Below are 22,179 nucleotides of genomic sequence, written 5' to 3'. Positions count from 1 at the left end.
GTAAAGGTCTATTAATGGAAGGAGGGGAACTATTGAGCCCGCAAGAGGAATTGTATCGAGCATTACAAGGGAAAACAGACATCATATTCAAATACTTAGTAAAAATGGGCGCTAACCAGCGGGATGCTGAAGATATTGTACAAGAATCGCTGTATAAACTGATGCTATACATAGAATCGGTCAATCCAAACAAAGCATATAGCTGGCTATTTCGAGTTTCAGTCAATCAATATTATGATTTATGCCGCAAGCAAAAGAAGGATGTGCGTATCACATTTGAAAACCTCGATTTCGCAGATGATTCTTCTTTGCCACAAGAACAGATTGAACAGAGCGAAATGAGAAGTGAGATAGAATCCATTCTCAATCAGTTGCCGCCCCTTCAAAAACAATTGCTGCTGCTGAAGTATGAAATGGAGTTAAGCTATGCGGAAATTTCAGGTTTACTGGATTTGAATATCGGTATGGTAAAAACCTATTTGTTTCGGGCGAGAAAAGCCTTCAAAGAACGGTATGGGGAGGAGTAGAGAAAATATGACAAGAGATAAAAAAGAACGAGGCCTGGAAGAGATGTTTCAAGAGGGAAATCCAAACAATTCGTTTTCAAAAATTATCGGCAAAGCAAGAAGAAAGACTATTATCCGGAACATTATTGTTTCAGCATTGGTTTTGTTTTTTCTATTAATAGCTTTTGGTTTTTCCTGGCTTTCAATAATGAGATGGAGTGAAGCGAATGCCATTCATGATATTCATCTATTTAGTGAAATTACTGATCCAAACATTCAGGAGGCAGGGCCGCAACAAGCAGGAAATGGTTTCTTTCAAAGTATCCTGACATTTGACCGTTACAAAGAACTGGAAGGAATACCGGTTGATTGGAGTTCGGAAGTGGTGACATACAGCTTGTTTGGCGGTGTTAGCGGTTTAGCTGGCGACCATTCACCAATTCAAATAGAAAAAGCTGGCGGTGGAGTGAAATCTTTCGATCGCGAAACAAAGCAGCGCCTTTTGGAATTTTATCATCCTGAAGTCGTATACAAGGAAGTGGCTGATGAAATTAGCCAATTGGCTGATTTCCCTGAACAGACAGTAGCAGAGCTTGGTTTGTCATTCGACAAAAATTATTCTGTCGATGAAATTAGGGAAATGATTCCTGAAGGAGTGACATTAAAGTGGTTTTGGGTAGATACCTATTCAAAGGATGATATCGACAGGATTGATAATAGAAGTGCTGGTTCGGAAGAACTATATATTATTGATCCAACCCCTGAATTGGCTACTCAGGTATATGGATTTGATGAGTTTAGTGAACATCCTGAACTAAGTGTACAAGGATTTCTCGATAATATAAATATGGGGTTGAGCAACGAAAAAGGAAAATATTTTGGCGAATACGAACGGATTGCAAACAATTTAAAAGGCAGCTCCGAAGATTTAACCGAAGACAATGTAAGAGTGATTGGAGCAGTGGTCACAGGAGGAATAGCGGATCTTGCAGCTTTAGAAGACCAGGAGGCAATTCGGGCCTCCGTGATTGGTGCGGCTGCCAACCTTTACAATTGACCTTCTCAAAGTTCCAGCAGCATTGAATGTTGTGGAAGCAGAAAATGAATATTACTGTTGATGCAAAAAGAGAATGGCTTTATATTCGCGCAAAAATCAAAATAATACAAGATGCAAAAGGTTTGCCTTATGGTAATATAGTGGAAATCAAAAAATCAAAAGCGTTGAAGAGAAGAGTAGGCAACAAATTTTCATCCAAGAGAGCTCTTGTTTGGTGTAATAGGGCATGAGTTTGTTGTTGAACCAAATTTCTGAGCTCCACAAAGAAACCTCGTTGGGAGGGGATGGTGTGGCGGGGCTCCCGTTGCAGGGCTGAGGTATGAGCGAATCATCGCTGTACCGAAAGAGTCCGGTATGGCGACATATCGGTGAATAGGGGTGGCACCACGATTATAAAAATCTCGTCCCCAAGACTGCTGTCTTGGGGACGAGATTTTTGTTTTGTCTAAATAAGGGAAGGGAGGGAGTTTTCCATGATTAAAATGAAAGTTTGGAAAGACCCGTTATTGCTTCTGACTGGAATTGGCATCTCCAATTTTGGCGCGTGGGTATACCTTATTGCACTTAATCTGATCGTTCTGGAAATGACCCATTCGCCGTTTGCTGTTGCAGGTTTGTATATTATCAAACCTGTCGCGGCTTTATTGACCAACGGCTGGGCTGGCAGTGTCGTGGACCGGACGGACAAGCGAACTCTGATGGTCATCCTGGATGTGCTAAGAGCGGCGCTGCTCCTCATATTGCCATTTTCTTCAACGTTATGGGGGATTTATCTGCTTGTTTTAGCCATAAATATGGCGGGAGCTATGTTTGAACCGGCTTCGATGGCTTATATTGCCAAGCTGATTCCGCGTGAAGGGAGGCAGCAGTTCAATGCTTTCAGAAGCTTGATTGATTCTGGCGCTTTTTTGATCGGCCCTGCTATTGCGGGCATTCTTTTTATGGTCGGCACGCCGGTAGCTGCGATTTATATCAATGCCATTGCTTTGTTTCTATCAGGACTAGTGAAGATGGGCCTGCCCCAGTTAGAAGAATCTGAGCTTGCCGGAAAATCCGGTTTGCCTATGTCGAGGGCCATGATCAAGAAAGACTGGAATGAGGTCATGACTTTTAGCCGTATATCGCCAGGCATCATGATAATCTTCTTTCTTTTCAGCTGTTTCATGGTCATGGCAACTGCCATCGATTCACAGGAAGCCTCATTTGCCAAAGCAGTGCTCTTATTGGCAGATAGTGAGTATGGATTTTTAGTTAGTATAGCTGGAGCGGGCATCATTGCTGGAGCTGGAGTCAATGCGGCTTTTGCAAAGAGCCTGCCTCCTTCTTTCCTGATTGGAGGAGGGGCGTTTTTCGTTTCGGCTGGTTATTTGTTCTATGCTTTTTCCAGCACGTTTACTGCTGCTGCCATCGGATTTTTTATGCTGGCTTTTGCCCTTGCTTTTGCCAACACAGGGTTCCAAACTTTTTCGCAGAACAATATACCTGTGGAAATGATGGGAAGAATCGTCAGTCTGTACAGCCTGCTTGAAGCAGGGCTGATTATCATAGCTGCCATCACGATTGGAGCGGCGGCCCATATGATATCCATCCGATTTTCTGTGATTGCAGCGACTTCTGTCATGCTGTTTCTCTCGATTCTGCTATGGATTGCCAGTATGGCTTACAAACAAAACGAAGAAACTTTTTGTGGACAGATAGAAAGGGGAAGTTGAAGAAGTTTCGAACAGCACTTCCTTATTTTTCAAGTAGAAGAAGCCGGAACAATATTATGAAGAAAACCGATTGCCGCCCAAGCCGTGTTTGAAGGGAAGAATGTCACTTTGCAAGTTTCGCCAAGCTCTTTCACCAGTTTCTTGGTTAGGAGCAGCCCTGTTTCATTATGCTGCTGTTCAAGCTTGACAGCGTCCGTTAACAGGCAGTCTTTTTCCCAATCGATCCATTCACCGTATTGGATTGCCTAAACTGTCAACTTGTAAGCAGATTTGCCGATATTGGAAGTTCTTCTAATTCAAGGTTGTACCCGCAACGAAAACACCAAAGTGGGTCTGCGGCAATATCTGCTTCTGCTTTTATTTCATAGCTAAGGTCTTATTCGCATAAACATTCCATAATTTTTTCTCCTCTTTTTTTGCAGATGCCATAACCTGATAATAACCCGGAATACAGCTGAATGAGAAGCCATACTCCAGCTTTACTGGAAGAACTTCCAAAGTTCGGTGGATATCTGTACAGCACATCCGTATAATCAAAGAAAGAAACGGAATATTAAGGCATTACAAATATGGCATATCAGTAAAGGAATCTTCCGTCTGGATGAGGTGGAAGTTTTGTTTATCCAGCAATTTCTAAGGGGTTTCATAAAGTGTTTCTGAGGAAATTTGAATAGATTGAAGAAAGGGGCATGGGCTGTGGCGTTAATTCGGAAAGCGGCAAGAACTGATGCTGAACAGTTGGTGAAAGTGATGGAGAATGCGGAAAAATCGGGAAATATGCTCTTCAATCCCGGCGAAAGGACAGTTTCGTCCGAAGCTTTTGCAGATTATATTGAGGCCATCAACAGCAAAGAAAAATCGGGGCTGTTTGTCGCCTGTGAAAATGGCCGGGTTCTGGGATATTTGATCGCCCAAAATGACACCCCCCAGAGAATCGCCCATAGAGCATACATCGTTATTGGTGTACATAAAGACAGCCGAGGCAAGGATATCGGGAGCAATCTTTTCATCCATCTTGAAGAATGGGCAAAAAAAGCGGGGCTTCATCGGCTGGATTTGACTGTTCTCTGCGAAAACAAAGCGGCAGTGGGCTTATATCAGAAAATGGGTTTCGAGATTGAAGGAACGAAGAGGGATTCACTGCTGATCGGGGACCGCTTTGTCGATGAATACTATATGTCCAAGTTGGTCTGAAAAGTGCAGGGATTTGCATTCTTGCGATGGGCAAAAAGGGGCTGATCCGGCAAAGGGTTGAAGTAAGTATGCTATTTTGAACTTTAGGCGAGATCGATTCTGAAGGAGGACCGCTTCGGATGAAAAAGGTTGAAATAAGCATCAGGAAAATGCGGGTTTCGGATTATGAGGTCATGGCACAGTGGCTAAGCACGAAAGAAGTCCTGGAGTTTTACGGAGATGTGAATTCTCCTTTTTCCGTAGAACGGGTAAGAAGAAAATATGGGCCGCGAATAAACGGTGATGTGCCGATTCACCCGTATATCGTCGAAATGGACAAAATCCCAATCGGCTATATACAGCAATATTATTTAACAGCTGAGCAGAAAGAAGAGTATGGCTATCCTTCAAATTTGAAAATATACGGAATCGACCAATTTATCGGCGTTCCGGAACTTTTCAATCAAGGGATCGGCACAGTGATGATCAAAAAATTTGTGGATTTTTTATACGAAACAACAGATGTTCAAAAACTTGTTCTCGATCCGAATTTAAGCAATAAAAGAGCGATAAGATGCTATGAAAAATGCGGATTCCATAAAGCCATAGTGATAAACAAGGGGCGCAACTGGCTGATGGAGATTAACAAGAGAGACAGATGGCAGGTGCAGCTTGAATCTGAGCATGTGAAACTCGATTTTAAAAATGAATCTCCTCATCCCTTTTAAAGCAGCTCCAACCAGACAGATGAAGGGGGCGTTATAATGCTATCACCGGACCATGATAATCAAACCAGCCATTCCACGCCAAAGCATAGGTGGATCGAATAGTCCATGGACCCAAAGCAAGCAGCCGCTTCATGCCGTTTTTTTAAGGAATGCTCTTTTACGGATGCCGGAGATCTATTCCTTTGCCTGCCTCAGCTAAACTTTCCAGCCAAAGACAACAAAACCGTTAAAAGAAGCTAAGGCACTGAAAACTGCCTTAGCTTCTTTTTTTGTGGATAAAATACTCAAAAAAAAAAAGCGAACTGGCCCTTCATGATTCAGTAATATAAATTGAAATCCAAAAACCAGTTATTGTTTGATGTTGCTGCGTACGGGTATTGGTAGAGCAAAGTTTTCTTTGGATATGATAAGACAAACCATGCAAAGGAGTGGTCATGTGAAGCCGCTAAAAGCGTTGTTCCTGAACAGCTCGCTGAAAAAGTCTGATGAGATTTCAAATACGGAAGGATTTATCCACGATGTCCAAAAACATTACGATCAACTGGGGGTAGCCTCCGAAATCATCCGGTTAGCCGATTATCAAATCGCATTTGGCATCGCGGAGGATTTGGGTGGAAATGATGAATGGCCGCAAATCTTGAAGAAAGTGAAAGAGGCGGATATATTGATCATTGGCACGCCCATTTGGCTCGGTGAAAAAAGTTCATTGGCCACTCTGGCAATCGAACGGCTTTATGGCAGCAGCAGTATGACCAATGAAAAAGGCCAGGCGGTGTTCTACAACAAGGTGGGAGGTGTTGTCGTGACAGGAAATGAAGACGGTGCAAAGCATTCTGCGGCATCTGTTTTGTACGGGTTGTCGCACATTGGATATCTGATCCCTCCGAACGTGGATGCTTACTGGGTGGGAGAAGCCGGGCCAGGCGAGTCTTATATCAAAGCAGGGAGGGACAACGAGTTTACAAAAACAGCAATTGAACGGCTGGCCTATAACACGTACCATTTGGCAGGCGCGTTGAGGCAAAATCCCATTCCGGCGGAAGGCAACACGCTCGATCGATAGGTCGACATGGCTTGTTTCGGAAATCAGGTCAATTTTGCGGACGGAATCAAAGAAGTTCAAAAAGGAGCGATGGCGTGAGTTCAACTGTTAAAGCACTGGTCTTTGATGTATACGGTACAATGTTCGATGTTTTGTCCATATCGGAAGCCTGTGAAGAAAAATTCCCGGGCAAAGGGGAAGAAGTTGGTAAAACGTGGCATTCCAAACAAATGGAATATCTTTTTCTGCATCAGCTTATGGGAAAGTACATCCCTTTTTCGGAGGTAACCAAAGAGGCGTTAAGGTTCTCGGTCAAGGAACACGCAGAGGAGGAACTGGATGCCGCGGAGGAGCAGGGATTATTTGAAGCGTTCTTGCGTTTGGCTCCATATCCGGAAGTGGCAGATATGCTCGGGCAGCTCAAAGGCAAGGAACTGTCGGTCTTCTCGAATGGTTCGCATAATATGCTGGATCCCCTTGTGGAGAACGCCGGCTATACCTCGTTCTTTAGCGGGATCATCAGTGTGGATGAGATCAAACAGTTCAAACCTTCCCTTTATTCGTATCAGTACTTGTTGAACAAAATCGGATTGAAACACGAGGAAGTCTTATTTGTATCTTCAAACAACTGGGACGTGGCCGGGGCAAAAAATTTTGGTTTTCAGACCGCTTGGATCAATCGTAAGAAGCAAACGGTGGATGAGCTGGGTTTAGATCCCGATTTTATCTTTGACGATTTGACCGGATTGTTGAAATGGAAATAAGGCAAGGCCAATTCTATAACTGAAGAGAAAAGCAGGATCAAATGCAATGGATTCTTGATCCTGCTTTCTTATTGCGATCTGTGGGATAGGCGCTCAGAACCCGTAATTCGTGACGCCGCCGTCCACAAAAAGATTTTGCCCTGTCACATAGCTGGCGCCATCAGAACAGAACATGACGACCGGAGCTATCAACTCTTCGAGCTGTCCCAGCCTTTTCATGGGCGTCCGGTTTTCCAACAAGGTACGGAATTCATCATTCTCGAGCGCTTCCGAGTTGAAAGCGGTTTTGAAAAACCAAGGGCTGATCGCGTTGACTGTCACTCCATGAGTGGCCCATTCGTTCGCCAATTGGCGGGTCAATTGGACAACACCCGCTTTGCTTGGCCCATAAGGCGTCCCGGAAGCAAGGGTCAATTTGGAGGCGACAGATGCGATGTTGACGATACGCCCGTATTTCCGATTGACCATGTGTTTTCCGACAGCTTGGGACATGAGGAAGATCGATTTGAAATTGACGTTCATGACTTTGTCCCAGTCATCTTCCGTCAGGTTGAGCGCTGTTTCCCTGACACTTGTCCCAGCGTTGTTGATCAAGATGTCAATTTTCCCAAAATGCTCAAGCACGGTATTGACAGCTTCGTTGATGGATTTGCCGTTTGCAACATCGCAGACGATAGGAACCGTTTTTCTTCCGGTAGTTTCTTGAATTTCCATGGCTGCCCTTTCAATCTCGCCTGCAGATCGAGCCAATAAAGCTACATCAGCTCCCGCATGAGCCAGTCCTTCCGCAATTGTCCGGCCAATTCCTCTTCCTGCTCCTGTTACTAGGGCGACCTTGCCGCTCAAATCAAAACTCGCTTTCATCATCTTTGCATCCTCCATTCGTTTTTCTACTAAGGTATACACCACTTAAAAGCAATGTCGAAAAGGTTATCAATAGAGTATTCCTTTTTTCGCTCCGTTTAATCACTGAGACACAGAAAACTGCCCATTCGAAAGGGAACTGGACCAAATCTGCGGTGCCATGAAGACCTCAGGTTTTGAAAGTTCAGCATAGCGATGCAAGCAGCAAAAAAAATGGTATTTAATCGCTTACATTCGAATAGCAGGTGTTTATAAATTCCAAGGAGTGGTACGCTTAGATAGGTATCTATAATATGGAAAAATCATTGGAAATTTCAATTAGGCGCTGCTTCTGACCATAGGATGAATCTTGCAGGTTTAAATGATGGGAAAAGAGCTGCCAAAAGTTTCTTTGAAAGGTGATTGGTAATTATGATTGACAATCCTTCAGGAAAAGCGCGTCTTGGTCTGGCGCTTCTTCTCAGTCTGCTCGGAATACTCGCTCCGCTGAATATCGATATGTATTTGCCGAGCTTTCCAGGCATTGCTGCCGATTTGGATGCATCCGCCTCGCTCGTACAGCTCTCATTGACTACGTGCCTTATCGGTCTTGCGTTGGGGCAGCTGATTGTCGGGCCCATCAGCGATGCCAAAGGCAGAAGAAAGCCGATTCTGATTGCGGTTTCTTTATTTGCGTTATCTTCCATTTTTTGCGCCCTTGCAACCAACATCACGATGCTGATTGTTGCGCGCTTTTTACAGGGGTTCACCGCTTCGGCAGGAATCGTCTTGTCCCGCGCAGTCGTGCGTGATGTGTTTGATGGCCGGGAACTGACCAAGTTCTTCTCTTTGCTTATGGTGATCAATTCAGTGGCGCCGATGGCGGCGCCGTTGGCAGGAGGCGCGATTTTGGCCTTTCCTTTCGCCAGCTGGCAGACCATCTTTTATTTTTTAGGGTTTCTAGGAATTGTAATTGTGTTGACTGTTGGCATGAAGCTTCCCGAGACCTTGCCTCCTGAAAAGCGCAGCCCGAGTTCGATCGGGCAATCGCTCGCAACAATGGGAAGCCTTTTGAAAGACCGTTCCTATATCGGCTATGCATTGATTGTGGGGGTGGTCCACGGGGGAAGTTTCGCGTATGTGTCCGGAACGCCGTTTGTCTATCAAGGGATTTATGGTGTTTCGCCGCAAGTTTTCAGCGTGTTGTTTGGCATCAATGGGCTGGCTATCATACTGGGCAGTTACCTCATCGGAAGGTTCGCCGGCATCGTTCCAGAAAAACGCCTGCTTCAAATTGCCGTTACGACAGCGGGCATTGCGACAGCTGTTTTGCTTGTCGCCACCATAACGGAAGGGCCTTTGGCAACAATTGTCATCCCTATTTTCGTTTACATGATAACCATCGGCATGACCTTGACCTGTTCGTTTACACTGGCATTAAGGGAACAAGGCCACCGCGCGGGAAGCGCAAGCGCTGTTATCGGGATGCTTCCGATGATGATCGGAGCCGCGGTATCGCCGCTAGTGGGCATTGATGAGACGACAGCTGTGCCGATGGGAGCAATTTTGTTTGTCACATCATTGATGGGCTTGATCACTTTTCATACAATGGCTGAAAAGAAAGCTATACCTGTTCAAAGAGAGGCCAGAAATTAAACCGAGTGCTCCGGTCCAAACTACGAGCATGATGGCAAAAGAGCGAAAGGCGGACATGCCTTTCGCTCTTTTTTATTGGATTTTCGGATGGTATTTATGGCTGATTTGATAAAATTGCATCGATGATCTCTTCAGGGGTATGCGCAACATATTTCGGCTTTTCCTTTTCTATCAGCTCAAAGCCGTCCAATCCCCAGCTGACCCACATAAAAGGCACGGAAACTTTGTTGCAGGCAACAATATCCCGCACTTCGTCTCCAACATACAGCATCTCATGGGGCGCGCAGTTATGAATTTTCATGAATTTTTTTATTACGGCGTCCTTGCCGAAAATTCGGCTTGAACTCATAACCTGTGAAACAGAACCGATTTGTTCCTGCTGCAAAAGAAGGTCGATGTTTTCTTTTGAGTTGGAGGAAACAATCACGATGATATATCCATTTTGCGCAAGTTTACCCAATGTCTCTTTTATTCCTTCAAACAGTTTCACATCATTGACATGTTCCTTGAAGTACCTGTATATCTGCGGAAGAATGACCGGCAGCTTATGCATCGGAAAATCGTATTGCCTGGCTTTTTCAGGAATCGTTAAATTCCTGGTTGATACGAGATCCTCTTTCGTTACGGGCTTGAAATTGTATCGGCCAGCCAACAGGTTCCATGCGTTCATATATAGCTGTGCCGAATCCGCCAGTGTCCCGTCGAAGTCGAATAAGATGTATTTCAATGGCTTTCCTCTTTTCCTTCGTTCTTTAAAAACACTCCGCTTCTTTATTTTACTGTATCGAGACGAAGAAGCTAAATAGAAGCCATAAGCCATTCAGCATTTTCGGCAACAAAAAAACCCCTTCGATTTAGGGGTTAGACAGTAACGTGGGAATAGAGCGCTTTTTCAATAACTGCAGCTGCTTCATCGACAGAGTCATAGGTTTCGACATTTTCACTTTGTAGATAAGTCAGTTCCAGGATGCTTGTGCCGGGAAGGCATCTTACACGAATCCAATCCATATCATCTTTCGAGAAAGTCTGGGTAATGCGCACAGTGTTGTACTGGCAAATGGTGACTAAAAGGGCTTTGATGCTCTCATTTGTCATACTGGACTTCTCCTTTCACAATGGAAAGTGACTAAAAAAAGTCAAGAAGGATCCAAGGGTTATTTAATATAATAAGTATACCATACCTTGAATATTATTGTAGGCAGTTTGAAAAAAATGGATGGTCGTTTTGGAGTGGAACCTACTGGCTCTTCTTGGTCGAATACCGCATAAACGTTATGAGATCAAGCTTAAGCAGATTGGGAAGAAGAGACAGGAAGATTATTTTTGCTTCAAACTATACAATCTCCACATCAAATTTACTCCAGCTTCACATTTATGTGATACAATTTAGAATAGTCCGACACTGCTCTTTTTTCGTCGGCATCATTTTCCATAAATCTAGCTGGAGGGGGATCCCATGAAGTCGAAAAAGCTTGTCAGTATTATTGTGCCTGTTTACAACGCGGAAATTTACTTAGCGAATTGTATTGATAGCATACGCAGCCAATCATATCGGGATATTGAATTGATTCTCGTCAATGATGGATCCACCGACCAAAGCGGTGAGCTTTGCGAAGGATACGCACAAATAGATGAACGGGTGAAAGTGGTCCATCAGGCGAATTCCGGCCCGTCGGCGGCCAGAAACAAAGGCATTGCAGCAGCAACTGGCGACTTTATACAGTTTGTCGATTCCGACGATTTTATCGAATCCGACATGACAGAAGAATTGGTGAAAACCATGGGAGACCGGAACCAGTTGGTCTTGTGCGGGTATAAGAAGATCCTTAAGAGGGATGGCGTGGTCATCAGCTCCAAGGTTTTCAGCATTGCCAAAGCTGGCGAATACGAGCTCGAAGAATTCTTGAAGCATTTCGGCGAGCTGTATCAAGATTATTACATCCACTTCAATTGGAACAAGCTTTATTCACGGGCCGTCATCAAGAAGGCTGCATTGGCGTTTGATACCAAAGTAAATTGGGGGGAAGATTTGCTCTTCAACCTCAAGTACTTGGAGAATTGCGAAAGAGTCAGTTTGAGCCCCCGCACCCCTTATTCCTATATAGATTCCAACAGCTCTTCGATCACAAGCCAGTTCCGTGCCGACTTGTTTGACAACATGCAGATGATGCAGGGGACAACAAGGGAATTTCTAAAGCGGAACAATGCTTATTCAGGAAAAAACAAAGAGCTTTTTGAACAGTTTTACACCTCCAGGGTTGTCACTTGCTTCTGGAATTTGTTCAATCCTAAAAGCGGATTGTCCCCTCAGCTGATCAAAACCCACTTGAAGAAAATCATGCAAGACGAGCGCGTCACCAGCAGCCTGGACTTTTTCCTGTCGGGCGGGATGGACAAGAAGCTTATCGGCACTTTCATCAAAGGGAAATCTGTCGAACTTCTTTACGCCTATTTCTCAGTGAAAAGGTTCGTATGGCAAGTAACGGTCCACAAGGAAAAGAAATGGGTATGAACATGAATCGGCAATAAAGGCCCATCGATCGGCGGACTGCTTTAAGCAGTCGGCTTTTTTCTCGTGAAGGGGTTCTTTTCATGAAATTATGCATCGTATGAATAATTTTTCTTATTAAGGGCATTTATAATATGAAGAGTGAATTCCTATAAGCAGCCTTTCTGGGCTGCATTGCAGTTTCATTGGAGGGACGAAGCGTGAGAAAAAGCGAAAAAGAGGTTTATTTCAACAAGATTGATCATGTGGTCGATGAAGTGTTTTCACTATTAAGCGAAACCATAGATGTAAATTCCATTTTTTTGACCAATACGGACAGGGAAACAAATTTTATCATCAAGGCTTTCAACCGAAAGACCACTTTGCTGCAGGAAGGCGAACAGATGGCAATAAACAAGTCGCTCTGCAAGCTGGTTATTGAGAATGGCGGCGAACCGCTTGTTATCCCGAACATCGCCGAGCATCCTGCAGCGGCAGACCATCCAGGAGCCGAACGAATTAAAAACGGTTCATATATCGGGACTCCGATTTATCAGTCAAGCGATGCTGTCTTTGGGACATTGTGCGCGGCAGACACAAAACCGTATGGATTCTCAGACTATGATGCCAAATTGATCAAGACACTGGGCTTGCTGCTGAGCCAATCGATAGTTCTAGAAGAGATGATGGTCCGGGATCTGCTGACTGGGCTGCATAACCGTGCCTATTTGGTCGGGCATTTTGAACGGAATATCGTGGAAGAGCAAAAATATGCCTTTTTGTACGTCGATCTGGATCGATTCAAGGCGGTCAATGACCAATACGGCCACGAAGCGGGCGATGAATTGCTGAAGAAAGTGGCTTCGGTATTTCAGGAATTAGCCCCTTCCGGCAGTATAATCACGAGAATTGGCGGAGACGAATTCATCTTGCTGATTCCAGTGGCATCAGCAGAAATGGAAGAAGCGAAAAGGACGGCAAACGGTATTTTGAAGGAATTAAGCGATAAACCGGTACAGGCGGGAAAATGGGAGTTTGATATTTCAGCAAGTGTCGGCATGACGTATGCAGAACCTGGAAAAGACTTAGAAACTTTGATGAACGAAGCCGATAAAGCTATGTATGAGGCGAAACGCGATGGCCGCAATACTGTCAGATTCCATTAGAAATTGAATTAGCCGACTCGTCATTCCGAAAAGAAGGGTTTTAAAAAGAGCAGGACTGTGCTAACCTGCTCTTTTTATAGATATGTCCAAGTATAAGGCTTCCCGCAAGAACAGCTTTCAGGCAGCACTTTGTAAAAATATCCGTTTGTACAGATTGACAGGCTGGCTGTTATTCTATAAGCGCAATTGGAGAACTCGTGATAAAAGAAAACAGCGACAGCACGAGCAGAAAGTGAGGGATTGGATTTGGGGAATATAACCTATTGGTTCAAGGAGAAGTTTTGGATGACACCGGCAATTTTCAGTATTTTGGCAGTATGTCTTTCTGTCGGCTTTTTCTATGTGGATCTTTTGCTGGTTGAAAGATACAAAGAATTTATCCCGTCAATTCTTTTGACCAAAGTTGATTTGGCAAAAACGATAATGGGCACTTTATCTGGAGCGCTCCTGACGATGAGCACCTTCACTTTTTCCACCATACTTGTTGTGTTGACCATGTACTCCTCGCAGTTTTCGCCGCGGGCGCTTAAAAACTTTGTGCATGACAAAGTGACATGGCGGGTGCTAGGCGTGTTTTTAGGAGGCTTCATCTATAACACATTGTCTTTGCTGTTTATGCGGGATGATCTCTACACCCACGATGTCATCTCTACATTTATCGGAATCTTAATCGCTTTTTATTGTTTAGCGACGTTCACGTATTTTATCCATTATATTGCCACTACCGTCCAAGTGGGCAAACTCGTCGATCAATTGATACATGATACAGAGCAAGTGATCAAGCGCCATCGGGATTTGCAAGAGGAGAAAATCACCGTTTCCAAATCTCTTTATTGGCATCCATCAGGATATAAAAATGTTGTAGTCGCGGAAAAAGAGGGGTATGTGCAATTTTTGGCATTGGAAAAGATAAAAGATTATGCGGAAGAACAAGAAGTGCAGGTTGAGGTGAATGCGGCCATCGGAGAGTTTATCTACGAAGGAATGCCCCTCATGCATATATACTCGAAAGAAGAAAAGGATTTTCAGCTTGGCGACTTTTATTCATTGGGCAATGAAAGGCTGGCGGAGCAAGACATTTCCTATGCGCTGCAAAAATTGGTGGAAATAGCCCTTCGCGCTATATCGCCGGGCATAAACGATCCGAATACGGCAAATGACATTATCGTCCGCATCGGAAGCCTGCTCGGGAAAATCGGGCATCTGGAGACTGATAATCTGGTCTTGATGGGCAAAGATGGCAACCCTTTGGTTTTATACCATTTTCCCTCTTATGAAACCTTTCTCTATAACGTCTTTTTCCAATTATCGCATTATGGCAAGGAAGATATATCCGTATTGTTTTCAATGGCCGATTCTCTCCAAATAGCAGCGAAAATCTGTCCTGATTACCATCATTCCACACTATGGAAAATGCAGCTTTATGTTTTGGAAGTGTTGAAGGACCAGGATTTGAAATCGTATGACCAAAAATTCCTTCAGGCTAAAGTGGATGCTTTGTCAGAAATAACCAAGAACCATCCGGTAGTAATTTGAACGGGCCGAGAGAGCTTCTTGCTGACGGCGGAAAAATCAACGGATACAGCGGCGAACTTCTTATTTATCCAGACCCCGTTCAAGCGGGGCACTTGTCCGGAAAATTCAGCTTCGATTCCTTTCGCACCCGGATAAGCGAAGCTGATGTCCATGGACGAGCAAAAGAATGCCGGAAACATGGCGCCTAATTGTAAATATTCCATGCTCTTTCGTTTTCCTGGCGGCTTATCCGTCTGGTGAAAAAAATGTGTTCTTATTTTCGAGATATTATGATTGTTATTATAATAAAATAAATGCTATACTATCTTTACAACTCAATAGACCCTGACGTTCAGTCAAGGGGGAGTAGCTATGGGGAAACCTATTTCACAGTCGTCATTACATGGTTCGAAGCCATCGGTTGTGATAGCAAACAAATTTTGCTTAGCGAGACCTTTGCCTTCTATTTTGGCATGGGTCTTTTTTGTTGGCGAAATTTAGGAGGAGATGGAGTATGGAAGCAGTTTTATTGGAGTACGCCTGGGTCTTGTTAGTATTGGTCGGGCTAGAAGGACTTTTGGCAGCGGACAATGCGGTCGTTATGGCCGTAATGGTTAAACACTTGCCGAAAGCCCAGCAGAAAAAGGCGTTGTTCTACGGTTTGGCGGGTGCTTTTGTTTTCCGTTTTGCAGCGTTGTTCATGATTACGCTTTTGGTGAACATTTGGCAGATCCAAGCAATCGGTGCCGCTTATCTATTGTTCATATCAGTGAAGCACATTTACGATCAGCGTAAAGGCCATGGCGATGACATAGAGGAAGCCGCAAAAGTGAAGGAAGGTAAAGGTTCCGGGTTCTGGATGACAGTACTTAAAATCGAATTGGCCGATATCGCGTTTGCTATCGACTCAATGCTTGCTGCGGTTGCCCTTGCAGTGACATTGCCGCACTTGAATGTCTTCGGGCTCGATGCCATCGGCGGCATCAACTCCGGCCAGTTCTTCGTTATGCTTGCCGGCGGATTGATCGGGGTAATCATCATGCGATTTGCAGCCCATAAATTCGTACAGCTTCTGGAAAAATACCCGCAGCTTGAAACAGCAGCGTTCGTTATTGTCGGCTGGGTAGGGGTTAAATTGCTCGTTATGACGCTGGCGCATGAAAATGTCCATATCTTGCCGCATGACTTCCCGCATTCAACGCCATGGACTATCGTGTTCTGGACAGTTCTGGTTGGTATTGTCGCAGTTGGCGCATTGATTGGCGTAAGAAAGAAAAAAGCGGAAGAACAAGCGGAAAACGCAGGGAAATAAAGTTGAAAAACCAGTCCGAACCACTCGGGCTGGTTTTTTATGTGGAATTTTACATCCCGTCTAGCAGCTAGCAGTTTAAAGACCTATAAAAGAAAGGTATATCTATAGGAAGTACAGCAAGAAGAGGTCGGAATCCATCGAAGACCTTTTCCGTTTGGGGGATGTTCCATGTTTGAGCTGATGAGAAAGGCCGTTAAAATAAATACAGGCAGACTGGTATTGGTTACGAGCGTTTTTTATATCGCCAGCGCTTTTTTCATCCATTATCTTGAGCCGGAAGAATTTCCAACGCCTTTTATCGGTTTCTGGTGGGTGATGACAACCGTCACTACGATAGGATATGGCGATTATTCGCCGGCCACCGTTCCCGGAATGCTATTCGGGATTTTCCTGTACCTTTTTGGCATAGGATTGATCGGGATTATTATCGGAAAAATTGTAGATTCCTATACATACTTTAGGAGGTTGAAAATGGAAGGGAAGCTGAAATACCGGGGGAAAGGCCATTTTTTGATCATCGGCTGGTCCAAAAGTGTACAAAAAACAATCGATGAAATATTGAGCAACAAAGAAATCAAAGCAGACGTTGTGCTGATCGATCATTTGAAAGAAGCGCCTTTCGCCCACGAACAGTTCCACTATATCCGAGGGAATCCGACTGACACGGAAGTGCTGCGGAAAGCCAATATTGACCAGGCACATTCCGTTTCTGTTTTCGCTTCTGAAAACGAGGACGAGGTGTTGAGGGACGGCAAGACGCTTTTGATTGCTACTGCAATCGAAGAATACGCAGCTCAGCAAGGCAAGCAAATCTACACCATTGCAGAAATTGTCCATGAAGACCACATTCGAATGTTCCAATACGCAAACGTCAACGAATTCATCTTATCCGGGGAATCTTTTACCCATATGATGACAAAGGCATTGCTGCACCACGGCTCCAGCTTGTTGTTCACTCAATTGTTAAGCCATTCATATGACGAACACATATGGCAGATTTCACTGGATCCTTCGTGGAGAACTTACGGCGACGCATTTGAATCGCTGAAAAAACAGGGAGCCACTTTGATCGCGGACGGCACCGATTTAAGCATCATCCGCAGGCTCGAAGAACCGATCCCTCCAGATGCGTGTTTGTATATCCTTTGCGACCAGGCGACATACCGGAAGCTGGACTTAACATAAGCAGCTGTCTGGCCGGGCATAAAAAAGAGAAAGGGCCATATGGCCCTTTCTCTTTTTTATGGGGTGCCGACAACCGGGAATATGGATAATACCCCGTCCAGCTCTTTTATCGTCTGATAGAGGTCGCTTTGATCGGACCGGAAATCGAATTTCAATGATGCACCGTTTCCGGCCGGGTAGCACAGTGCCGCTTTCCACAAAACATTGCGTCCGTCCATGGTTCCCTCAATTTCAACATAGCCGTCCAAATTATACAGTGCAGCTTTGCCCTTTTGCTGATGAGCCATGACTTTCAGCTGATCCGCGAAATCTTTGATTTCATCGGTCCTCAATTGAAAATCGAATCTTGCAGAAAAACCGGGTATTTCGCATCCGATTTTTGCATTCAGCCAATTGCCATCCCAGTAATCACTGCTATCGGGATAGCTTTGTGTAAAAACCGCTATTTCTATTTTTGCATCCTCGCCTATTATGTAAAAGTTCATTGGGCTGACCTCCAACCTTGCTTGCTTTTCATCAATCTTTATTATGCAGAAACAATTCAAGTATTGGAATATGTAATATGAATTATCCTGATTGTAATCGTTTTGCATTTTTGATAAGTTGCACAAATGAGGAAACTGGATCCAAAGGGATGATAATGGAACTTACTCTATGGGAGGGGAAGGATGGGGAAGTTGCCTGGAAATCCGAAAAGAGCTGCTGCAGCACATCCCGGCCGGACAGGGAGCCCGAGGAATGCGGCACGTTTGATCGGCTTTTTAGCAAGTGATAAAGCCCAATGGATTACAGGCCAAATCATCCATTCTGAAGGAAGGTTTTGCAGGTGGTTTTTTAAGCAAAATTCCGCTGTTTTGCCTCCAATACTGGTATGATAGACAATGGGCTCCACGAATATTACATATGAACAGCAGAAAGAAGTGGAAAAAATGATACAAGGAAATTTGGAAACCATGAGTCCGGGGAAATTGATGTGGAAAATGACCAGGCCGCATACTTTGACGGCGACATTCGCACCGGTCATCCTTGGAACGGTCATTGCTGCGTCGACAACCGAAATAGACTGGCTTCTGTTTGCAGCTATGATGATAGCTTGCCTTTGCCTGCAAATTGCGACCAATCTATTCAATGAATATTATGATTTCAAGCGCGGTCTGGATACAGCTGAATCGATCGGCATCGGAGGAGGCATTGTCCGGCACGGATTAAAACCGAAAAATGTCCTGTCTGTAGCATTGGTTTTATATCTAGCCGCAACAATCATCGGAATTTATATTTGCATGAACAGCTCCTGGGGGCTTCTTGCGATTGGCGCCATTGGCATGGCTGTCGGCTACTTTTATACAGGCGGTCCGCTTCCAATCGCGTACACGCCGTTTGGGGAACTGGCTTCCGGTTTGTTGATGGGGACCGGTTTCGTGCTGATTTCGTTCTTTATCCAGACAGATACGGTAACCATGATCAGCCTGTTTGTATCCATCCCGGTAGGCATTCTGGTGGGCGGCATCAACATGGCGAACAATATCCGGGACATCGAGGAAGACACAAGGGGAGGACGCAAGACCTTGCCGATCCTTCTCGGAAGAGACCGGGCGATCAATTGTTTGGCGGTTTTCTTTGTCATCGCTTATGCCTGGATCATTGCGCTGGTCATAACGGGAACAATCAGCCCTTGGGCACTATTGGTGTTGCTGAGCATCCCGAAACCGGTCCAAGCGATCAAAGGCTTCAAACAGGGGAAAAAAGAGCCGAAACAAATGGGCATCGCAATGAAATCGACCGGCATCACCAATACGCTGTTCAGCTTCTTATTGTCCATTGGATTGTTCATATCATATCTATTTTAAAACAAACCCGCGCCGAATTTTATCAGCGCGGGTTTTTCCTGTCGAAATTAATAAATGTATTATTTTACATAAGGATTAATGAAAAAAAAAACCAGCAAACAAGAAAAAAGACAAAAGCAAACTATAGAGGAAAAATACAAGAACCTATACAATCAAGAAAAGAAGAATAGGCCTTTCATACATAAAGGAGGAATGGAATTGATAGTTAGAAAAGCAAAATCGGAAGAATTCAGCAGCATATATAAGCAAGGGTATAAAGAATGGGCAAAAAACCGAACTTTTGACCAATATTTGAAGGACAATCAAAAGGAAGAAAAAGACGGCGTGCGTTATGTTCTTGTGGATGACGGAGAACAAATTACGGCTTCTCTTATCATGCTGGAATTCCGTCCGAATTTGTTTGGAATCGGCTCGATTGTGGTGGATTCAGCTTCTCGGGGCCAAGGGCTCGGCAAAATGCTGATCGAAGAATGCCTCCGGAAACAACCGGGCGCAGCATTCCTCTTATACAGCGAAATTGATCCAAACTATTACAAACAGTTTGGTTTTCGTGTATTGCCGGATGAGCTTCAGCAATCCCCTAAAGGGGTCTGCATGATTTTAGGGGAAGAAAAACTCCTAGGGCAAATTTTACGTGAACCGATTCCGGATTACTTTTGATCTGTGAAAATTAGGGTGTTGACTTCCATTTCCATTTGGATTAGTCTAAATAAAATAAATATACGAACAATGAGTTTTTTAAGGACTAGTAGATAAACCATGTTTTCCAGAGAGGATATTGCAAGCTGTGAGATATCCATTACATGTTTTTCGAACCTGCCTTTCATACCTGTATTGAAAAATACGGCGGTTTATCCCGTTATCCATTTCAAGTGTAAAGCTTTGCTTTAAAAAAGGGTGGTACCACCTCCAAGGGTCCCTTTATTTAAAGCGGGGCTTTTTTATTTTTCATAAAAAGGAGAATGAATATGACAAAAAAGATGGTCGAAAAAATCACCGGCATGGATGAAGATTTTGCGCAATGGTATACGGATGTGGTGACAAAAGCGGAACTGATTGATTACTCCAGTGTCCGTGGCTCGATGATCATCCGCCCGTATGGCTACGCCATTTGGGAAAACATCAAAGATGCATTGGATGCCGAAATCAAGGAAACGGGCCATGAAAACGTCTATATGCCATTGCTGATTCCGGAAAGTCTTCTGCAAAAAGAAAAAGACCATATTGACGGGTTCGCGCCGGAAGTGGCGTGGGTGACACACGGGGGAAATGAGGAACTGGCGGAGCGTTTGTGCATCCGCCCGACTTCCGAAGTGCTGTTTGCCGAACACTATAAAAACATCATCCATTCCTACCGGGATTTGCCGAAGCTGTACAACCAATGGGCGAACGTCATCCGCTGGGAAAAAACGACAAGGCCCTTCCTGCGGACGCTCGAGTTCTTATGGCAAGAAGGCCATACTTGCCATGAAACCGAAGAAGACGCCCATGAAGAGACTGTCAAAATGCTGAATGTCTACGCCGATATTTGCGAGCGTGTCCTGGCGATTCCAGTCGTTAAGGGGCGTAAAACAGAAAAAGAGAAATTTGCGGGAGCGAAATACACATATACGATCGAAAGCCTGATGCATGACGGAAAAGCGCTTCAGTCAGGGACATCCCATAATCTCGGCACCGGATTCGCGGAATCGTTCGGCATCGAGTTTTTGAACCGGGAAGGGAAGCTGCAGCCTGTGCACCAGACGTCCTGGGGCTTCACGACCCGGATTATCGGCGCAATGATCATGGTACACGGCGATGACAAAGGCTTGGTTTTGCCGCCGCAAGTGGCGCCGATCCAAGTGATGATCGTGCCGATTGCCCAGCATAAGGAGGGTGTATTGGAAGCCGCATATGAGCTTCATGGCAGCTTGAAAGCTTCGGTCCGTACTGCAATAGACGCAAGCGACAAAAAACCGGGCTGGAAATTCAACGAAACCGAAATGAAAGGAATTCCAATCCGGCTGGAGATCGGGCCAAAAGATATCCAAGAGAAAAAAGTGGTTCTTGTCAGAAGGGATACTGGCGAAAAAATCCAGGTGGACAATGAGAACATAGAAGCCGAAATCCAACGCCTGCTCACAGGCATACAGAACAATCTATACCAAAAAGCGCTCGATCACCAAGTTGCCAAAACAGCGGCCGCTTTTACCCTTGAGGAATTCCAGGACAAGCTGACGGAACAAGGCGGTTTTATCAAAGCCATGTGGTGCGGCAAGCAGGTATGTGAAGACAAAATCAAGGAACAGACACAAGCGACATCACGCTGCCTTCCTTTTGAACAGGAAAAGATTTCGGAGTCATGTGTATGTTGCGGAGAACAGGGTGAGGAATTGGTCATTTGGGCAAAAGCGTACTAAGGAATAGCTGTTAAATTTCAGATCAAGGGGGATTGTATGACAGAAATTTGGATCAATGAAGAAAAGATAACAGAAGAGTTTTTGAAAGAAAACGGCCGCCATATGAAAATTATCGGTAAAGTAAAAGCGCTCTATTATATCGGGGATTTTGCTGAAGGGAATCATATAGACCTCAATAGAAGCTATTTACTTGAGTTTTTGAGAAAACAAAACATCTTTCCACTTTATTTTACATTTGTTTATTTCTTAGACGACGCTGAAGAAACCATTTCTGGACTTGTTGATAACAACATTCCTTATTCTTTAAGCTATCTTGAGGAAACAAACACTTACTATGATTTAACAGGAAAACACAAATACCATCCGCCTTGCTTTTCCATTGAAGCAACAGATTGTCGCTCAGTGGAACTTGTCTTAAATCTTACTTATTGGCTTGCCGCTCAAAATGAATTTTATTCCATATCAACTGCCCCTAATTTGTCTTTTCAATTGGTTGAAGTCAAGGAATGGGGAAGAATAGGAAAGCACTCGGCTGCTGTTTATGCTGCCGATGCCTGCATAACGTTTATCACTATCGATCAGGATGGCCGTGGATTTTATTTGTATTCCAACGATGATAAGTATAGATCAGTGGAAAATCTGATGGAAAATTTGCCGTCAGGAACGACGATTACGCAAATAAACGATACATTATTGAATAGAATCATTTGATCATATCCCTATAATTTCCAACCAAAATGTCTTGTTTTAGAAAATTTGTTTTTCAGTAGAGTATTGGCTGCAATC

At 44.3% G+C, this 22,179-nt stretch carries 21 protein-coding genes, 1 pseudogene and 2 other annotated features; of the genes and pseudogenes, 18 read left to right on the top strand and 4 right to left on the bottom strand.

Annotated features, from left to right (window positions below):
- Positions 1–32 precede the first annotated feature (32 nt).
- The 7 genes from FQV30_RS09385 to FQV30_RS09350 all read left to right on the top strand — a co-directional run bounded on the left by FQV30_RS09385 (position 33) and on the right by FQV30_RS09350 (position 6,982).
- Positions 33–527 (top strand): RNA polymerase sigma factor, encoded by a 495-nt coding sequence (locus tag FQV30_RS09385; RefSeq protein ID WP_186725611.1) that lies wholly within the window; start codon positions 33–35, stop codon positions 525–527.
- A 7-nt stretch (positions 528–534) separates the two neighbouring features.
- Entirely contained in the window at positions 535–1,563 is a 1,029-nt protein-coding gene (locus FQV30_RS09380) for an anti sigma factor C-terminal domain-containing protein (protein WP_186725610.1), read from the top strand.
- Between the two features lie 155 nt (positions 1,564–1,718).
- Positions 1,719–1,975, top strand: a binding site (T-box leader).
- Between the two features lie 61 nt (positions 1,976–2,036).
- Positions 2,037–3,275, top strand: a complete 1,239-nt coding sequence (locus FQV30_RS09370) for an MFS transporter (RefSeq protein ID WP_146499896.1) — start codon at positions 2,037–2,039, stop codon at positions 3,273–3,275.
- 696 nt (positions 3,276–3,971) lie between these two features.
- Positions 3,972–4,469 carry a GNAT family N-acetyltransferase gene (locus FQV30_RS09365; protein ID WP_146499895.1) on the top strand — a complete coding sequence of 166 codons (498 nt, stop codon included), beginning with the start codon at positions 3,972–3,974 and terminating at the stop codon, positions 4,467–4,469.
- Positions 4,470–4,588: 119 nt separating this feature from the next.
- Entirely contained in the window at positions 4,589–5,176 is a 588-nt protein-coding gene (locus FQV30_RS09360; protein WP_146499894.1) for a GNAT family N-acetyltransferase, read from the top strand.
- Positions 5,177–5,612: 436 nt separating this feature from the next.
- Complete coding sequence (locus FQV30_RS09355; RefSeq protein WP_255473384.1) at positions 5,613–6,239, top strand: flavodoxin family protein; 627 nt, start codon at positions 5,613–5,615, stop codon at positions 6,237–6,239.
- 74 nt (positions 6,240–6,313) lie between these two features.
- Entirely contained in the window at positions 6,314–6,982 is a 669-nt protein-coding gene (locus tag FQV30_RS09350) for a haloacid dehalogenase type II (RefSeq protein ID WP_146499892.1), read from the top strand.
- Positions 6,983–7,075: 93 nt separating this feature from the next.
- Here FQV30_RS09350 and FQV30_RS09345 read toward each other — a convergent pair whose 3' ends face one another.
- The gene (locus FQV30_RS09345) at positions 7,076–7,849 is read right to left on the bottom strand and encodes an SDR family NAD(P)-dependent oxidoreductase (RefSeq protein ID WP_146499891.1); all 774 of its coding nucleotides are present in this window, start codon (positions 7,847–7,849) and stop codon (positions 7,076–7,078) included.
- A gap of 408 nt (positions 7,850–8,257) precedes the next feature.
- Here FQV30_RS09345 and FQV30_RS09340 point away from each other — a divergent pair, with 408 nt between their 5' ends.
- Positions 8,258–9,481, top strand: coding sequence for a Bcr/CflA family efflux MFS transporter (locus FQV30_RS09340; RefSeq protein ID WP_146499890.1), 1,224 nt, complete (start codon positions 8,258–8,260; stop codon positions 9,479–9,481).
- Positions 9,482–9,575: 94 nt separating this feature from the next.
- On the opposite strand, the gene FQV30_RS09335 is transcribed toward FQV30_RS09340, so the two are convergent.
- Together FQV30_RS09335 and FQV30_RS09330 are read right to left on the bottom strand one after the other, a co-directional pair.
- Entirely contained in the window at positions 9,576–10,208 is a 633-nt protein-coding gene (locus tag FQV30_RS09335) for an HAD-IA family hydrolase (RefSeq protein WP_146499889.1), read from the bottom strand.
- 134 nt (positions 10,209–10,342) lie between these two features.
- Positions 10,343–10,576 carry a hypothetical protein gene (locus FQV30_RS09330; RefSeq protein ID WP_146499888.1) on the bottom strand — a complete coding sequence of 78 codons (234 nt, stop codon included), beginning with the start codon at positions 10,574–10,576 and terminating at the stop codon, positions 10,343–10,345.
- A 361-nt stretch (positions 10,577–10,937) separates the two neighbouring features.
- Here FQV30_RS09330 and FQV30_RS09325 point away from each other — a divergent pair, with 361 nt between their 5' ends.
- The 5 genes from FQV30_RS09325 (at position 10,938) to FQV30_RS09300 (ending at position 17,147) form a co-directional block, all read left to right on the top strand.
- Positions 10,938–11,993 carry a glycosyltransferase family 2 protein gene (locus tag FQV30_RS09325; RefSeq protein ID WP_146499887.1) on the top strand — a complete coding sequence of 352 codons (1,056 nt, stop codon included), beginning with the start codon at positions 10,938–10,940 and terminating at the stop codon, positions 11,991–11,993.
- A gap of 197 nt (positions 11,994–12,190) precedes the next feature.
- On the top strand, positions 12,191–13,135 hold the full coding sequence (locus FQV30_RS09320; protein ID WP_146499886.1) for a sensor domain-containing diguanylate cyclase: 945 nt from the start codon (positions 12,191–12,193) through the stop codon (positions 13,133–13,135).
- A 285-nt stretch (positions 13,136–13,420) separates the two neighbouring features.
- The gene (locus tag FQV30_RS09315) at positions 13,421–14,671 is read left to right on the top strand and encodes a DUF2254 domain-containing protein (protein WP_255473383.1); all 1,251 of its coding nucleotides are present in this window, start codon (positions 13,421–13,423) and stop codon (positions 14,669–14,671) included.
- A 493-nt stretch (positions 14,672–15,164) separates the two neighbouring features.
- Positions 15,165–15,962 (top strand): TerC family protein, encoded by a 798-nt coding sequence (locus FQV30_RS09305; RefSeq protein ID WP_146499883.1) that lies wholly within the window; start codon positions 15,165–15,167, stop codon positions 15,960–15,962.
- A gap of 168 nt (positions 15,963–16,130) precedes the next feature.
- Complete coding sequence (locus tag FQV30_RS09300) at positions 16,131–17,147, top strand: potassium channel family protein (RefSeq protein WP_146499882.1); 1,017 nt, start codon at positions 16,131–16,133, stop codon at positions 17,145–17,147.
- Between the two features lie 56 nt (positions 17,148–17,203).
- On the opposite strand, the gene FQV30_RS09295 is transcribed toward FQV30_RS09300, so the two are convergent.
- On the bottom strand, positions 17,204–17,632 hold the full coding sequence (locus tag FQV30_RS09295) for a WapI family immunity protein (protein ID WP_146499881.1): 429 nt from the start codon (positions 17,630–17,632) through the stop codon (positions 17,204–17,206).
- A gap of 231 nt (positions 17,633–17,863) precedes the next feature.
- Here FQV30_RS09295 and FQV30_RS09290 point away from each other — a divergent pair.
- The 5 genes and pseudogenes from FQV30_RS09290 to FQV30_RS09270 form a co-directional block, all read left to right on the top strand.
- Positions 17,864–18,022, top strand: a pseudogene (locus FQV30_RS09290) (hypothetical protein); the annotation flags it as partial.
- A 54-nt stretch (positions 18,023–18,076) separates the two neighbouring features.
- Positions 18,077–18,994, top strand: a complete 918-nt coding sequence (locus tag FQV30_RS09285) for a 1,4-dihydroxy-2-naphthoate polyprenyltransferase (protein ID WP_146499879.1) — start codon at positions 18,077–18,079, stop codon at positions 18,992–18,994.
- 198 nt (positions 18,995–19,192) lie between these two features.
- Complete coding sequence (locus tag FQV30_RS09280) at positions 19,193–19,654, top strand: GNAT family N-acetyltransferase (RefSeq protein WP_186725609.1); 462 nt, start codon at positions 19,193–19,195, stop codon at positions 19,652–19,654.
- Between the two features lie 66 nt (positions 19,655–19,720).
- Positions 19,721–19,918 (top strand) — a binding site (T-box leader).
- A 44-nt stretch (positions 19,919–19,962) separates the two neighbouring features.
- Positions 19,963–21,393 (top strand): proline--tRNA ligase, encoded by a 1,431-nt coding sequence (gene proS, locus FQV30_RS09275; RefSeq protein WP_146499877.1) that lies wholly within the window; start codon positions 19,963–19,965, stop codon positions 21,391–21,393.
- A 36-nt stretch (positions 21,394–21,429) separates the two neighbouring features.
- On the top strand, positions 21,430–22,104 hold the full coding sequence (locus FQV30_RS09270) for a hypothetical protein (RefSeq protein WP_146499876.1): 675 nt from the start codon (positions 21,430–21,432) through the stop codon (positions 22,102–22,104).
- Positions 22,105–22,179: the final 75 nt, after the last annotated feature.

The organism is Planomicrobium sp. CPCC 101110, from assembly GCF_007859395.1.
Lineage (GTDB): Bacteria > Bacillota > Bacilli > Bacillales_A > Planococcaceae > Planococcus.
This window is presented reverse-complemented; position numbering and strand designations above follow the sequence as displayed.